14 protein-coding genes are annotated in these 14802 nt (G+C 66.1%); 3 read left to right on the forward strand and 11 right to left on the reverse strand.

Annotated features, from left to right (window positions below; genetic code table 11):
• Positions 1–67: 67 nt before the first annotated feature.
• Both LDO13_RS17585 and LDO13_RS17590 read left to right on the forward strand, forming a co-directional pair.
• On the forward strand, positions 68–1360 hold the full coding sequence (locus LDO13_RS17585; protein WP_224047943.1) for a PLP-dependent aminotransferase family protein: 1293 nt from the start codon (positions 68–70) through the stop codon (positions 1358–1360).
• A gap of 49 nt (positions 1361–1409) precedes the next feature.
• Complete coding sequence (locus LDO13_RS17590; RefSeq protein ID WP_224047944.1) at positions 1410–1841, forward strand: universal stress protein; 432 nt, start codon at positions 1410–1412, stop codon at positions 1839–1841.
• Between the two features lie 38 nt (positions 1842–1879).
• On the opposite strand, the gene LDO13_RS17595 is transcribed toward LDO13_RS17590, so the two are convergent.
• Entirely contained in the window at positions 1880–3478 is a 1599-nt protein-coding gene (locus LDO13_RS17595) for an AMP-binding protein (protein WP_224047945.1), read from the reverse strand.
• A gap of 217 nt (positions 3479–3695) precedes the next feature.
• On the opposite strand from LDO13_RS17595, the gene LDO13_RS17600 reads away from it, so the two are divergent.
• Positions 3696–4034 (forward strand): hypothetical protein, encoded by a 339-nt coding sequence (locus LDO13_RS17600; RefSeq protein ID WP_224047946.1) that lies wholly within the window; start codon positions 3696–3698, stop codon positions 4032–4034.
• Between the two features lie 234 nt (positions 4035–4268).
• Here LDO13_RS17600 and LDO13_RS17605 read toward each other — a convergent pair whose 3' ends face one another.
• The 10 genes from LDO13_RS17605 to pdhA form a co-directional block, all read right to left on the reverse strand.
• Positions 4269–4853 carry a flavin reductase family protein gene (locus LDO13_RS17605; RefSeq protein WP_224047947.1) on the reverse strand — a complete coding sequence of 195 codons (585 nt, stop codon included), beginning with the start codon at positions 4851–4853 and terminating at the stop codon, positions 4269–4271.
• A 39-nt stretch (positions 4854–4892) separates the two neighbouring features.
• Positions 4893–5666 (reverse strand): 1,6-dihydroxycyclohexa-2,4-diene-1-carboxylate dehydrogenase, encoded by a 774-nt coding sequence (locus LDO13_RS17610; protein WP_224047948.1) that lies wholly within the window; start codon positions 5664–5666, stop codon positions 4893–4895.
• Between the two features lie 110 nt (positions 5667–5776).
• Positions 5777–7141, reverse strand: coding sequence for an MFS transporter (locus tag LDO13_RS17615; protein ID WP_224047949.1), 1365 nt, complete (start codon positions 7139–7141; stop codon positions 5777–5779).
• A gap of 162 nt (positions 7142–7303) precedes the next feature.
• Positions 7304–8152, reverse strand: coding sequence for a catechol 1,2-dioxygenase (gene catA / locus LDO13_RS17620; RefSeq protein WP_224047950.1), 849 nt, complete (start codon positions 8150–8152; stop codon positions 7304–7306).
• A 173-nt stretch (positions 8153–8325) separates the two neighbouring features.
• Positions 8326–8604, reverse strand: coding sequence for a muconolactone Delta-isomerase (gene catC / locus LDO13_RS17625; RefSeq protein WP_224047951.1), 279 nt, complete (start codon positions 8602–8604; stop codon positions 8326–8328).
• Positions 8605–8658: 54 nt separating this feature from the next.
• Positions 8659–9759 carry an enolase C-terminal domain-like protein gene (locus tag LDO13_RS17630; protein ID WP_224047952.1) on the reverse strand — a complete coding sequence of 367 codons (1101 nt, stop codon included), beginning with the start codon at positions 9757–9759 and terminating at the stop codon, positions 8659–8661.
• Positions 9749–10654 (reverse strand): LysR substrate-binding domain-containing protein, encoded by a 906-nt coding sequence (locus LDO13_RS17635; protein WP_224047953.1) that lies wholly within the window; start codon positions 10652–10654, stop codon positions 9749–9751. The genes LDO13_RS17630 and LDO13_RS17635 overlap by 11 nt, the downstream gene beginning before the upstream one ends.
• 279 nt (positions 10655–10933) lie before the next feature.
• The gene (locus LDO13_RS17640) at positions 10934–12439 is read right to left on the reverse strand and encodes a dihydrolipoamide acetyltransferase family protein (protein WP_224047954.1); all 1506 of its coding nucleotides are present in this window, start codon (positions 12437–12439) and stop codon (positions 10934–10936) included.
• Positions 12440–12496: 57 nt separating this feature from the next.
• Positions 12497–13477: an alpha-ketoacid dehydrogenase subunit beta gene (locus tag LDO13_RS17645; protein ID WP_224047955.1), complete on the reverse strand. Its 981-nt coding sequence runs from the start codon at positions 13475–13477 to the stop codon at positions 12497–12499.
• Positions 13477–14724: a pyruvate dehydrogenase (acetyl-transferring) E1 component subunit alpha gene (gene pdhA, locus LDO13_RS17650; RefSeq protein WP_224047956.1), complete on the reverse strand. Its 1248-nt coding sequence runs from the start codon at positions 14722–14724 to the stop codon at positions 13477–13479. The genes LDO13_RS17645 and pdhA overlap by 1 nt, the downstream gene beginning before the upstream one ends.
• Between the last annotated feature and the right edge of the window lie 78 nt (positions 14725–14802).

The following is a 14802-nucleotide window of genomic DNA, read 5'->3' on the forward strand; positions in this document are numbered from 1 at the left end:
TCGACTTTCCGGCGGACTTGGAAACAAAAGTTTCCCCTGTAACAACAAGGGTTGTATTCTGGGAGATGTGACCCACGAAACACTTGATGCCGCCGCAGAAGTACTTCCGGCCGAGGCAATTGACGCAATCGAACGTGCGGCTACGTCCGCCCACCGCCACGAGGACCTGTTCTCGGAGCGCGCAGCAAATATCAAGCAATCGGCAGTCCGCGATGTCTTCGACATCTCGATGCGCCCCGGCCTGGTTTCCCTGGCCGGCGGAAGCCCGTACCTCCAGTCACTGCCGCTGGAACGGCTCGGCCAGACCGCCGCGAAGATCGTCGCCGAACAGGGCATGACCGCACTGCAGTACGGCGGCGGGCAGGGCACCGAGGAGCTCCGGACCCAGATCTGCGAAGTCATGGCCGCCGAAGGGATCCTGGACGCCAAACCGGAAAACGTGGTGATCACCGCGGGTTCACAGTCCGCCCAGGACGTCGCGACCAAAGTCTTCTGCAACCCCGGCGACGTGGTCCTGGTCGAGGACCCCACCTACGTCGGCGCCCTGAATACGTTCGAGGCCTACCAGGTCGAGGTCGCCACCGTGCCGATGGACGGCGACGGCATTGTCCCGGACCTCCTTGAGGCCAAGATCGCCGCCCTGCAGACGGCCGGCAAGAACGTTAAGTTCCTGTACACGATCCCGAGCTTCAACAACCCGTCCGGCATCACCCTGTCCGCCGAGCGGCGGCAGCAGGTCGTGGATATATGCCGAAATGCGAATATTTTGGTGCTGGAGGACAACCCCTACGGGCTCCTCCGGTTCGACGGCAAGCCCCTCACCCCGTTGCGGGCCGCCAACCCGGACGACGTGATCTACATGGGGTCCTTCTCGAAGATCTTCGCGCCGGGCCTCCGGATCGGCTGGGCCCTCGTCCCGGCACACCTGCAGCGCCGCTACTACCTCGCTTCAGAGGCTGTCACCCTGTGCCCGCCCACCCTCAACCAGATGCTGGTCTCCGCCTACCTCCGCGACTACGACTGGCGCGGGCAGATCGAGACCTACCGGGGGCTGTACAAGGAACGCTGCGACGCGATGCTGGCCGCCCTTGACGAGTACATGCCGGCGGGCCTGAGTTGGACCCGACCGGAAGGCGGATTCTTTGTCTGGGTCACCCTTCCCGAGGGCGTGGACACATACCCACTGCTGAAAAAGGCAATCGACGCCGGGGTGGTCTTCATTCCGGGGGCGGCATTCACCCACTCCGATGATCCCTCCAACAAGATCCGGCTGGCGTTCAGCGCCGTCCCGCCGGAGTCCATCCGCGAAGGAGTCCGCCGGCTGGCACCGGTCCTGCGGGAAGCCATCACCGCGCTGTAGCCTGAGTCTGGTGCATGGCCAGCCGTTCGTTGACCTCAAGGAGCAATTCATGACCGGAATTATTGTTGTCGGTGTTGATGGCAGCGAGACTGCCCTGAAGGCCGCGCACACCGCCCGTGACCTGGCCGCTTCGCTCGGGGCGACCCTCCACGTGGTCAGCGCCTTCGACAGCGACAGGACCGAGGTCTACGGCAGCGGCAGCGACAAGTGGATCGTTTCCGACGCGGGTGACGCGGAGAAGGTCGCCCGAAGCGTCGCCGACAGCCTGCGCACCCCTGCACTCCATGTCACCTACGCGGCCGCCCGGGGCAAACCGGCCGAGGCCCTGATCGACGAAGCGGCGCGCTCCGGTGCCCAGCTGATCGTGGTCGGCAACCGGCGGATGCAGGGGCTGGGCCGCGTGCTCGGAAGCGTTGCCAACTCCGTGGCCCACAACGCTCCCTGCGACGTTTACATCGCCAAGACCGACTCGTCCAGCTAGGCAGCGCGGGCCGGCGCTGCCTAGCAGCGGCGCCGGGTCTACCCGGTCGCCGCGCCTGCCGTCTTGAGCTTCCGGCGCAGGATCTTGCCGGAGGAGGACTTCGGCACGGCGTCGATGAACTCCACCCGGCGGATCTTCTTGAAGGGCGCCACCTTGGCCGCCACGTAGTCCATCACCGCGGCCTCGTCCAGCGGCTCGCCACCGTCCCCGGGCTGGAGCACCACGAATGCCATCGGCACTTCCTGGCCGTCGGCGTCGGGCGTTCCGATCACCGCGGCGTCGGCGATGCCGGGGTGCGTGAGGAGCAGCGCCTCCAGCTCCGCCGGAGCGATCTGGTATCCCTTGTACTTGATCAGTTCCTTGAGCCGGTCGACGATCGTAACAACCCCTTCGGCGTTCACGGTGGCAATATCGCCGGTGCGCAGAAAGCCGTCGGCGTCGAGCGTGTCCGCCGTTTCCCCGGGCCGGTTGAGGTAGCCCAGCATCACGTTCGGACCACGGCACAGCAGGTGGCCGGGCGCGCTGGTGCCCTCGGCCGGGACGTCGATCTCCTCCCCGCTGGCCGGATCCAGCAGGCGGCACTCCATGTTGGGGACGGTGTAGCCGACCGAGCTGACAGGAACATCGGTCGCATCCACCGGAATCAGGTGGGACACGGGGCTCATCTCCGTCATGCCGTAGCCCTGCAGGACCCGGCAGCCAAGGCGTTCGGCCAGCCTGCTGCCCAGTTGGCCGTCGAGTGGCGCCGCTCCTGACAGTGTGGTGTGCACCGAGCTGAGATCGTAGCCGGCCACCATCGGATGCTTGGACAGGGCCACGGCCACCGGCGGGGCGATGAACAAGTAGCTGCATTTGTGGTCCTGGATGATCCGCAGGAACTCGGCCAGATCGAACTTCGGCATCGTGACGAGGCAGGCACGCTGGCGCAGGGCGAGGTTCAGCAGCACGGTCAGTCCGTAGATGTGGAAGAACGGCAGCAGTGCCAGCAGCCTGTCCTCGGGGGTGACCTTCAACAGCCCGCGGGACTGCTCCGCATTCGCAACGAGGTTCCGGTGGCTGAGCATCACCCCCTTGGGCCGGCCGGTGGTCCCGGAGGAGTACGGCAGCACGGCCACGTGGGTGGCGGGGTCGAACCTGACGTCCGGAGCCGGGGCGCCCGCGGTCAGCAGGTCCTGCAGCGACGGGTGGCCCGCGGCGCCGTCGAGGACGACGAGCCGTTCGGTCGGGATCCCGGCCCGGGCGGCGGCTTCCCGGGCTGCGGGGAGCAGGGCCGAGACGGTAAACATCCACTCCGCGTCGGCGTCGGCCAACTGGAGGGCGATCTCATCCTCGGTGTACAGGGAATTGACGGTGGTGACCGTCGCGCCGGCCCGCAGCAGTCCGTGGAAAACCACGGCGAAGGCCGGGATATTGGGGCAAAGGATCGCCGCAACGCCGTGGACGCCCAGGCCCCGTGCCGCCACGGCCCCGGCGACGGCGTCGATCTGCGCCACCAGCGTCCGGTAGCTCGTCTCCGCACCGCTCGTGCCGTCGACGACGGCGGTCCGGTCCAGGTCCGCCTCCTCCAGGCCGCCGAAGAGGTAGTCGTAGAGGCTGACATCGGGAATTTCCACATCGGGGAACGGGCTGGAAAACACGCAACATCTCCTTTGATCCGCGTCCGCCGGGCTGGCGGGGGCTGGTGCCACTCTAGTGCCGCCGTGCCGTCCGGGACAGGCCGGCGTAGACACGCGTCACTACGCGCAGTGGGCAGCCTCACGCGGAATCAGACCCTCCTCCGCACAGTGCCGGCGGTAAAATTGGAGGTGCCCCAACGGCGTGGACGTCACACTTTCACAGTTCAGGGGATGAAAAATGCTCACTCTTCAGCGCCGCCAACTCGTTGGCCACGACATTCTCCTGGCCCGGCACGGCAACCACATCAGCACCATGCGCGTCGACCGCCAGTCCGGCCGGGTCGTCGCCTATCTGGACGACGGGTCCACGGACAGCGCCCCCAACATGATCTCCCCCGGCCTGCGCATGCCCGACACGTTGCGGAGCATCCTCCGGGAAGACTGGACATTCTTTGCCGTGATGGCCGCGTGCACCACAGGCTTCGCCGGCGCGATGACTGCCGCCGCCGTCGCCCTGGCCGGCTTCAGCAGCGATCCGGCCATGGCCGAGCTGCTGACAACCTACTCGGGGACCTAGCCCTCACCGCCGCCTCAACCACGAACCCCGCCGCTGAGCATGCTCAACGGCGGGGTTCTGCGTTTGCGCCGACTGCCCGGGCCTCGCGACGTTCCTGCCCGGTTGCCGGCAGGGGATAGCCGTGCCGGCCCCGGCGTGCAGCGGAAATGCGCGGGCGCCAGGCGGGCAGGGCCGAGGTAACTGGGCAGGAGCATCGCGCCAAGGCTGTTGTAACCCTCCATGACCCGGGCAGGGCTAGGGGGACTTTGGGGCATGCAGCGGCTTGAAGGAGCTGGACCCCGCGAACCAGCCCGATTCAGGGTCGTCTCCGGTGTGATCCCACCGGGCCCCCTCGACGCGGCGTCCCATCCTGCGGAACTCACCGCCCAAGATCACCAGCGGTTCCCGCTGGGTGATCTCCATGGCAATGACCTCGCCGACAACGATGATGTGATCGCCGCCGTCGTAGATGTTCCAAGGCCGGCACTCAAGCGTGGCGGCATTCCCGGCCAGCACCGGTACGTTGCCGTCCAGAGTCCATTGCGGTTCCGTGCCGGCAACGTTGCCGGCAAAGTGCCGGGCCGCATCGATTTGTTCGAGGGAGAGGATGTTGATGGCGAACGGTGCACCCTCCAGGTACGCTGCGGCGCGCGAGGCCCGGGTCAGCGTGACCTGGGCAAGGGGCGGGTCGAGGGATACCGCGGCGAAAGCGTTGACCGTGGCGCCGTGCGGAACGCCGTCGTCCGTCCGGGTGGTGACTACGGTGACACCAGTAGCGAACGTGCCGAATATCTGGCGCAATTCACGCTTTTCGATGCCTCCCATGACGTCCTGCGTCATCGATGTCTCCTTCCTGCTGTTTGTTCGGACCGGGCGGAGTTATCCGAGGTCCCCTCCGCCCACCGGCAGGACAACACCAGTGATGTAACTGGCGTCGTCAGAGGCCATGAACAAGATCGGGGCGGCTTGCTCGTCAAGGGTGCCGTACCGCTTGAACAGGGTGCTTTCGGTGGTCTGGTCAACGATCTGCTGATACCAGATCGCTTCCTGGTCCGACTGCGCGTTGGGATTGCGGGGCACCTTTCGCGGCGGGGCCGCTGTGCCGCCGGGCGCCGTCGCCACTACGCGGATCCCATGCGATGCGGCTTCGAACGCCAGTGACGCGGTCAGCGCGTTGACCCCGCCCTTTGCCGCCGCGTACGGCACGCGGTTGATGCTGCGCGTGGCTATCGAGGAGACGTTTACGATGACCCCGGCTGTCCGCTCGACCATGTGCGGCAGCACGGCGCGGCAGCACCACAATGTGGGGAAAAGGGAGCGCCGCACTTCGGCCTCGATTTCGTCCTCCTGATAGTGCTCGTAGGGCTTGGCCCAGATCGTGCCGCCAACATTGTTAATCAGGATGTCGATCCGTCCGAACTCCGCCAGCGCGTAGGCCATCAGATCCGCGGCGCCCGCATAAGTTTCCAGGTTGCAGAGGAAATACCGGGCGGGAGCACCACCGGCAGTCAGCTCGGCACACACCTCCGTGACCAGCTCCGACCGGTCCGCCAGCACCACGCTGCCGCCCTCGGCGGCAATCTTCCGGGCGACGACTGCGCCGATCCCCTGGGCGGCACCTGTAACTACTACAACCTTGTTGGTAAAGCGCATTGCTGTGTGTCCTTGCTTGTCAGTTGCTGCCAGTTCATGGCTGGCAGGTGCCCGCCGCGCGTATCTTGATACTGCTGCGGCGGGCACTGCCGGTAGGTCTCCTGCCCGCCCTAGCTGACGGCTTCACGTTCCAGTGGCGTCGCCGTCGGTGCAGGCTCGGCCTGGACAGCCTTGCTTCGCACCAGGAGAGTGGCCAGTCCGGCGAGGACCAGCGGAACAGCGAGAGCCATGAAATATCCGGAGACGCCCAGTCCCGTAAGGATGACGCCGCCGAGGGCAGAGCCCACGATGGAACCAAGGCGGCCGATGCCGATGCCCCAGCCGGTAGCCGTGGCACGAAGTTGCGTGGGGTAGGCGTTGGCGATCAGGTAATTCAGGGCCAACTGCTGGCCGCCGATGCCGAAGCCGGCCAGCCCGATCAACACGAACACCAGCGCAAAGTTGGAGCCGGCCAATCCGAGTCCAATCGCGATGACGATCCCTGCGCCAAACATGACCAGCAGCAGCTTCCGGGGGTTTACCTTGGGCAAGATGATGGACAGCGGGATGGCAAAGAGGATGAACGCGCCGTTGACGGTCACGGTGCCCATGGCGGCCTGGGAGCCTGCCAGCCCCAGCATCTTGAGTGCGGTGGGCATCCAGAGCAGGAGCAGGAACCACGCGATCCAGTTGAGCAGGTAGGTGGCAAAGACTGCGATGGTGACCATCCGGTACTTGGCTGAGAAGAGTGCTGCAACGGAACTGCGCTCCTCCGCTTTGTCATTTGTCGTCAGTACGGCGTCCGGGCTGACCGGTCCGCCGGAGACCGCTGCCATGATCTGGCGCGCCTCTGCGTCGGCTGCGGGCGTGCCCTTGGCTGCCAGGAAGACCGGCGATTCGGAGAGCAACCTCATGCAAATCAAGACCATGGCCAGGGGCAGTACGCCCCCGACCAGGAATATTCCGCGCCAGCCCAAGACGGGGAGCCAGGCCGCTGCCACAAGCCCACCAAGCAGTGCGCCGCCAGGCAGGCCCAGCAGCACCAATGTCATGAACGTGCCGCGACGGGATTTGGGGCTGTACTCTGCCGTCAGAGCCAGCAGGGCGGGCGTGGCGCCGCCCATGCCGAGGCCAATGAGGAAGCGCAGAATGACAATCTGTTCCAGCGATTGGGCGAATGCGCCAGCAAGGGAGAACACGCCAAAGAGTGCCAGGGCGAGCAGGATGGTTTTCTTCCGACCGATTCGGTCCCCGAACGTGCCAAGGGACATGGCGCCCACGCACATGCCAACAGTGCTGGCGGTGATCACCCAGGTCATGTCAGTGGCCTGCAAGCCAAAGTCTTCGGCGATCGCCGGACCGATGAATGCAATGGACTGCGTGTCGAATCCGTCCAGCAGTGCGATCACGAAACAGAGGACGACGATGGACCATCGTTTGAATCCCATGGGCGTGTTGTCGATAACGTCCTGGACGTTATAGGCGGGTTTAGTCACCGGTAACTCACTTTCGTGTGAATGTTCTGACCCGACTGATCCGGGATCCGTGCGGCTGCGGCAACTGCATTTTGGGCAGGGGGCATCACGGCGGGTGTTGGGAATGAATTTTGGGTCGACCCCAGGGCGGGAAGATTCCGGCCCCGGGATCGGGAAAGGGGCTTAGTCCTGGGGGTCGAGAACGAAGTTGTAGGTGACCTCGCGGCCCTTGCCGTCTGCCCGCCCGGTGGGCGCGAGGACGAGTTCAGGCTTCACGGCCGAGGCGATATCGTCGGCCACGTGCTCGTCGCCTTCGAAGTAGAGCTGGGTGGTGATGAGCTGGTGCTCGGGGGCCGACACCTTCAGGTGCAGGTGGGCGGGCCGCCAGGCGTGCCAGCCGGCGGCCGCGATGAGGGCACCGCACGCGCCGTCGGTGGGGATCTGGTACGGCGCGGGCTGCATGGTGTTGATCTGGAAGTGGCCCTGGGCGTCGGCGATGATGGAACCACGGAGGTTCCATTCGGGCAGCCCGGGGGCGAACCGGGAGTAGAAGCCAAGGTCATCCGCGTGCCAGAGCTCGATCAGCGCTCCGGCGAGCGGCTCGCCGTCGACGTTCGTGACCTGGCCCTGGAACAGCAGCGGAGTGCCGGGTTCGTCGTCGCGCATCGGCAGGGTGGCCGGGGTCTTGAGCGAGGGGGCGTCCGGGATGTAGTACGGCCCCTCGATGCTGCCCTTGGACCCGTGGCGGTTGGCGTTGGCGACTTCCTCGACGGAGTGCTCCACCCAGACGTCCAGGAACAGCGGCCATTCGCCGTCCTCGCCGACCTGGATGAGCCAGGCTTTGAAGGCGTTGTACTCGTCGTAGGTGACTTTCTCGTCCAGGACTGTGTCGTTGATTGCCTTGATGACCCGGCCGGCGAGGGTGCTGACCCGCTCCTGGCTCGTGCTGGTGGCGATGTGCTTGTTCTCCCGGAAGCGGGCAGTTGCCCCCGCGCCCGAGGAGGCTGCTGTGGCTTCGGTTTCCGTTGTCATGGTGACTCCCTTGTCAAAAGAACGATGGTAAAAACGCTTGTCGATGGGCGCCGGACTGCGCGTCGTGCGGTGCATCACATCCGGTGTTGTTTCCACGGTAGGCCCCGAATTGATCGGGGGGAAATACCTATTTCCGTCTCATTGAAAGCTTCTGGATATGAATCCGATGAGGCCTATTCGACGGCGGACGGGTGCTTGGCGAGCGGCGTCACCTTGATGTCCATGAACGGGAAGAGCGGCAGTCCGGAGAGCAGGGTGTGCAACTCGTCGTTGTCCTCGACGTCGAACACCGAGTAATTGGAGTACTCGCCCACGACCCGCCACAAATGGGCCCAGCGTCCGTCGCGCTGAAGCTGCTGGGAGTAGTCCCGTTCCTCCGCCTTGATGGCGTCTGCGCGCTCCTTGGGCATGTCCAGCGGAATGTTGACGTCCATGCGGACCAGGTACAGCATGTGGTTCTCCTTGCGGTGTGGGGAAATCGGAGGGACGGATGCGGGCAGAACGGCTTAGTCCTGGCGGTACTTCCGCAGTTTGTCGGCGTCGATGGCCGCGCCGACGCCGGGGACCTCGCGGACCCGGATGGCGCCGTCTGCGATCTTCAGCGGTTCGGCGAGGAGGTCGTCGGTCATGTCCAGGTAGTTGGAGAGCTCCCCTGCACGCCGGGAGGTGGCCTCGAATGCCGCTCCAAAGGTGACCGTGGCGAGGCTGCCGACCTGGGTGTCGATCTGGTTGCCCATGGTGACGTCCACACCAAGCCCCTCGCAGAGGCCGAGGATCTGCTGGGCTTCGGTGAAACCGCTGCGCGCGGTCTTGATGCAGATCGCGTTGCTGCCGCCTGAAAGCAGCTCCCGGGAGACGTCGCCCAGGGTGGGCACGCTTTCGTCGCCCACGATCGGGATGCTCGAGTTCTGCACCAGCCGGCGGCGGCCCAGGGCCTCTCCGGCGTCGCACGGTTCCTCCAGCATGGACAGGCCGAGGCCCTCGGTCCGGCGGAGGACCTCCATGGCCTCATTCGCCGTCCAGCCGCGGTTGGCATCGAGGTAAATTTCTGTGTCCGTTCCGAGTCCCTCCCGCAGGACATGGCAGGCCTCGACGTCGAGGGAGAGCGGCCGCCGTCCGGTCTTCAGCTTGAACGTGTTGATGCCGTACGTTTCGCGGAAGCGGAGCGCTTCTTCGAGGAGCTCGGCGGCGGGCTTGAAGCCAAGCATGTGGGAGACCCGCATGCTGTCCGTGAAGCCGCCCAGCAGTTTGTGCACCGGCGTGCCCAGGGAGATTCCGATGACATCCCAGAGTGCGATGTCCAGGGCGCCCTTGGCTGTGGGGTTGTTGACTGTGCGACGGAGCAGCTGCTGGACCTTTGAGCGGTCCAGTGGGTCCAGCCCGATGAGCTGCGGGGCAAAGACCTTGGTCACCACCGAGACGATCGAGTCCTGGGTCTCGCCGTAGGTGTAGGGCCGCGGCGGGGTGTCGGCGACACCGCAGATGCCGTTATCCGTGTAGATCCGCACCAGCACGTGGTCCGCGGAGGTCACCTCACCGCTGGCGAACTTCAGCGGGCGCGCGTAGGGAATCGAGTACGGGATGGCCTCAATGCGTTCAATTTTCACGGCTGGGTTCCTTTGGCGCGGCTGTGGGCAGAGAGTCGAAAAGTTGCAGGAAACTGCGCAGGAGGGGCGTTTCGGTGTTGCGGTTCCACGCGACCGCGAGGTCGACCGGCGGCGGATTGCGCAGCGGGCGGAACACCACGCCCTGGAAGGAGAACATCCTGGACGTCATGGGCACCAGGGCGATCCCCATCCCGGCGGCAACGAGCGAGAGGAGAGTCGAGGTCTCCCTCGCTTCCTGGACAAGCCGGGGCTGGAACCCGGCCTTGCGGCAGGCGTCCACCACGATGCTGCTGACGGCGGAATAGCTGGGATAGCCGATGAAGTCCTGGCCGGCGAGGTCCGCCAGCTCGAGGATCCCGGTGTCAGCTAACGGTGAATCGGCCGGGAGCGCGGCGACCAGCTGATCCTGTTCCAGCAGTTTGAGCGCGACATCTCCGGAACGGACCGGCGGCCGGAGGACAGCGACGTCGATCCGGCCCTCCTCCAGCGCGGACTCCATTTGCGGCGTCAGCATCTCGCCCTGGACGGTGATGCGGAGGCCGGGAAGGGTGCGGCGGGCGGCCTGGACGATGCTGGGCATGAGCCGGTAGGTGGCGGTCCCGGTGAAGCCGACGCGGATGACGCCGGTGGCGCCGGCGCCGACCTGCTTGACGTCCTCCTCGAGAGACTCCAGTTCCTGGAGCAGCAGCCGCCCCCTGTCCAGGAGGACCTGCCCGGCAGGGGTGAGGTCAACCTTGCGGGTGGTGCGCAGCAGCAGGGGCGTGCCGAGCTGTTCCTCGAGCTGCTTGATCTGCTGGGACAGCGGCGGCTGGGCCATGTGCAGCCGCTGGGCCGCGCGGCCGAAATGGCGCTCCTCGGCCACGGCAATGAAGTACTTGAGGTGGCGCGTCTCCATTGAAGCTCCCGGGCAGCTCGGCGCAGGCGATATGCCGTGCTCAGTTCAGCTTAGGAGGACCTATTAGTAAGGGGAAATATCTATTTGGAAGCTATTGGGACGTTTTGCATATCAAAGGCCTCGGTGGGCCTAGCGGGGAGGAGGGCCTCGCGGCGTTCGTGCCCGGTTACCGGGCCCGGGTAAGCGTTCCAGCCCCGGCGTGCAGCGGAAATACGCGGGCGCCATGCGGGCAGGGCCGAAGTAACTGGGCAGGAGCGTCGTCTGCGCCGGGCAGTCAGTTCAGTCCAACAGCAGGGCAGGTTCCTCCAGGATGGATGCGACGTCGGCCATGAACCGTGCCGAGAGGTCGCCGTCCACCACCCGGTGGTCGAAGGAACCGCCAAGGGTGGTGATCCAGCGCGGAATCACTTCGCCGTCCAGGACCCAAGGCTTCTGCTTGATGGTGCCGAAGGCCACGATGGCGACTTCGCCGGGGTTGATGATTGGCGTGCCGGTGTCGATCCCGAGGGCGCCGATATTGGTGACGGTCAGGGTCCCCCCCTGCATCTGGGCCGGCTGGGTCTTGCCGGCCCTGGCGGTCGTGGCGAGGTCATTCAACGCCAGGGCCAGCTCCTTGAGCGAGAGATCCTGGGCGTTCTTGATGTTCGGGACCATCAGTCCGCGGGGTGTCGCGGCGGCAATCCCGAGGTTCATGAAGTGCTTGACGTGGATCTCGGCGGAGTCGCTGCCGTCCGGGTTGTCCACCCAGGTCGCGTTGACGCTGGGGTTGCGGGCCGCAGCCCAGATGACGGCCTTGGCCAGGATCAGCAGCGGGGAAACCTTGATGCCTTCGAAATCGCGGGAGGCCTTGAGCCGCTTGACGAACTCCATGGTCCGGCTGGCGTCGACATCAACGAAGATGCTCACGTGCGGGGCGGCGAAGGCCGACTCGACCATGGCCCTCGCGGTGGCCTTGCGGACGCCCTTGACCGGGATCCGTTCGACCCGCTGGTCCTGCGGCCGGCCAGTCTTGCCCCAGAAGCTGTCCGCCTTGTCCACCTCTGCGTCACGCTGGGCCTGGTAGCTGATCAGGTCCCCGCGCGTCACTTCGCCGCGGGCGCCCGTGGGGATGACGTCGGTCAGGTCAATGCCAAGGTCGCGCGCGATCTTGCGGACGGGGGGCTTGGCCAGGACCTTGCTGACGAGGCCGCTGATGGCGCCGCCGAGGGTGGGGCGCTGGTCGATGCCCTCCGCGGCGGCGGGGCGCTCCGCATGAGCAACAGCCTCCGGGCTGATCCAGATGTCGTGCGCCTCCACGGGTTCGGCCTGCGGGACGGGAGCGGCGACCGCACCTGTGGAAAGCGCAGTCGTCACGGCCGGGGCGGCGACCCGCCGGCGGCGCTTGACGGCGTCGGCCTTGGGGCCGGAACCAACCAGCGGACCGCCCGCCGGGCGCCCGGCCGATTCACCGGCGTCGGACGTGTCCGCTTCCAGCTTTCCATACATCGGGGCTGGGGCTGCTTCGACAGCGGGGGCCGCAGCCACGGGCGCAGCGCCGGAGGGCGCTGCGTCGCTTACGCTGATGATCGGGGTCCCGACGTCGACGGTCAGGCCCTCGGGCACGAGCAGTTCGGTGACGGTCCCGGCGAACGGCGAGGGCAGCTCGACGAGGGACTTCGCTGTCTCGATTTCACACAGGACATCGTTGATGGCCACCGTGTCGCCGGGTTTGACCTTCCAGGCGACGATCTCGGCCTCGGTCAGTCCTTCGCCCACGTCGGGGAGGTTGAACTTGTGGAGAGTCATGTTGTCCTTGTTCGGGAAAGGCGCCTCAGCGGGAAGCGGTCAGCAGGAAAGGGCCGGTCAGTAGGAAAGGGCGCGGTCCAGTGCCTCAAGGAGGCGGTCAATGTCCGGAAGGTAGTCTTCCTCCACCTTCGCCACCGGGTAGGGCATGTGGAAGCCGCCGACCCGGATGACGGGAGCCTCGAGTGAGTGGAAGGCACGCTCGCTGATCCGGGCCGCGATTTCGCCGCCAATACCGCCGAACGTCGGGGCCTCGTGGGCCACAACCAGCCGGCCTGTCTTTTGCACGGATTCCGTGACGGTATCGAAGTCGATCGGCGAGATGGACCGCAGGTCGATCACCTCCACGCTGTGGCCGTCCTCGGCAGCGGCGTTGGCCGCAGCCAGGGCCACCGGAACCAGCGGCCCGTAGACCACCACAGTGGCATCGGTGCCTTCACGGAGCACGTGCGCCCTGAACGGGTCCGCGGAGGGTCCGGGGGATTCCGTGTCGACCTCGCCCTTGAGCCAGTAGCGGCGCTTCGGCTCGAAGACGATCACGGGATCCTGGCAGTCAACGGCCTGCTGGATCATCCAGTAGGCGTCGTGCGGGTTGGACGGGGTAATGATGCGCAGGCCGGCCGTGTGGGCGAACAACGCCTCCGGGGACTCCGAGTGGTGCTCGATCGAGCCGATGCCGCCGCCATACGGGATGCGGATGACCACCGGCACGGTCAGGTTGCCGTTGCTGCGCGAATGCATTTTGGCCAACTGGGTGGTGATCTGGTTGAAGGCCGGGAACACAAAGCCGTCGAACTGGATCTCGCAGACCGGCAGGTAGCCGCGCAGGGACAGCCCGATGGCGGTGCCGATGATCCCGGACTCCGCGAGCGGGGTGTCCACGACGCGGTCCGCGCCGAACTCGGCGATGAGGCCGTCGGTGACCCGGTAGACGCCGCCCAGTGGTCCAATGTCCTCGCCCATAAGCAGGGCACGGGGGTTGTTGTTCAGGGTTGCTCGCAGGCCTTCGTTGATGGCCTTGGCAATGGTCATGGTGGTCATCAGTTGGCCGCCTCCGTGTCGGCAGGTTCCGCCTCATCGGCAAATCCGGCGCTGTACTCCTCGAACCACGCCAGCTCTTCCGCCACGAGCGGGTGGGCCTCCACGTACGTGTTGGCGAAGGCCGTCCGGATGTCCGGGGTCTCCAGATCGTGGGTGGTCTTGCGGACGTACGCGGCGAGTTCGTCGCCGTCCGCCCTGACCTGCTCGAAGAAGGCGTCGTCGGCCACGCCCTCCGCGCGGAGGTACTTCTCGAGCCGCTCCAGCGGGTCCTTCGCCCGCCAGCGGCCTTCCTCGGCGGATTCCCGGTATTTGGTGGGATCGTCGGCGGTGGTGTGTGCGCCGACGCGGTAGGTGAAGGCCTCGATCAGTACGGGGCCCTCGCCCTGGCGGGCGCGTTCCAGCGCCCACTCGGTGACGGCGTGGACGGCGATCACGTCGTTGCCGTCCACCCGGATGCCGGGGAAGCCGTAACCCTTGGCGCGGTTGGCGAGCGGAATGCGGGTCTGCACGGAGCTGGGGACGGAGATCGCCCAGTGGTTGTTCTGGCAGAAGAACACCACGGGGGCCTTGTAGGAGGAGGCGAACACCATGGACTCATGGACGTCACCTTCGGAGCTGGCCCCGTCGCCGAAGTAGACCATCACGGCAGCCTTGGGCTCCGTTGCCTGGCCGGCAGTTCCGTCCGCGAGTGCAGCCGACGCCGCGAACTTCTGGTCGCGCTGGATGCCCATGGCGTACCCCACGGCATGCGGGGTCTGGGCGGCGAGGACCAGCGTGTAGAGGTGGAAGTTGGTGTCCTTGGGGTTCCAGCCTCCGTTGGAGACTCCGCGGAACTGCCGTAGCAGCTCGGCAAGATCAACGTTGCGGGTCAGCGCAACGCCGTGCTCGCGGTAGGTAGGAAAGATGTAGTCCTGCGGCTGGCTGGCACGGCCGGAGCCGATCTGGGCCGCTTCCTGGCCGGTCAGCGGAACCCACAAGGCCAGCTGGCCCTGCCGCTGCAGGGCGGTGGCCTCCACGTCGAAGCGGCGGATTTTCGCCATGTCGGCATAGAAACCGCGCAGTTCGGCCGGGTCGAGCCGTTCGGCGTATTCCGAGAAAACGGGATCGGATCCGAGCGTGCCGTCGGGAGCGAGCAGCTGCACCATCGGCTCGACTGGGTCGCCCAGGCGGGCCTCGGCTTCCGCCTCGAGCCGGTCGTCAATGCCGGTTCCGTCGAACTCGGTAGAGGGCAGATGTGTGGCGCCCATACCGTCTCCTTGCTTGCCGCATCCGAATGCGCCGCAATCGCTGGGATATATGCCGGACCGGTTATACATTCCCGGTCC

It is taken from the genome of Arthrobacter sp. NicSoilB4, assembly GCF_019977335.1.
GTDB lineage: Bacteria > Actinomycetota > Actinomycetes > Actinomycetales > Micrococcaceae > Arthrobacter.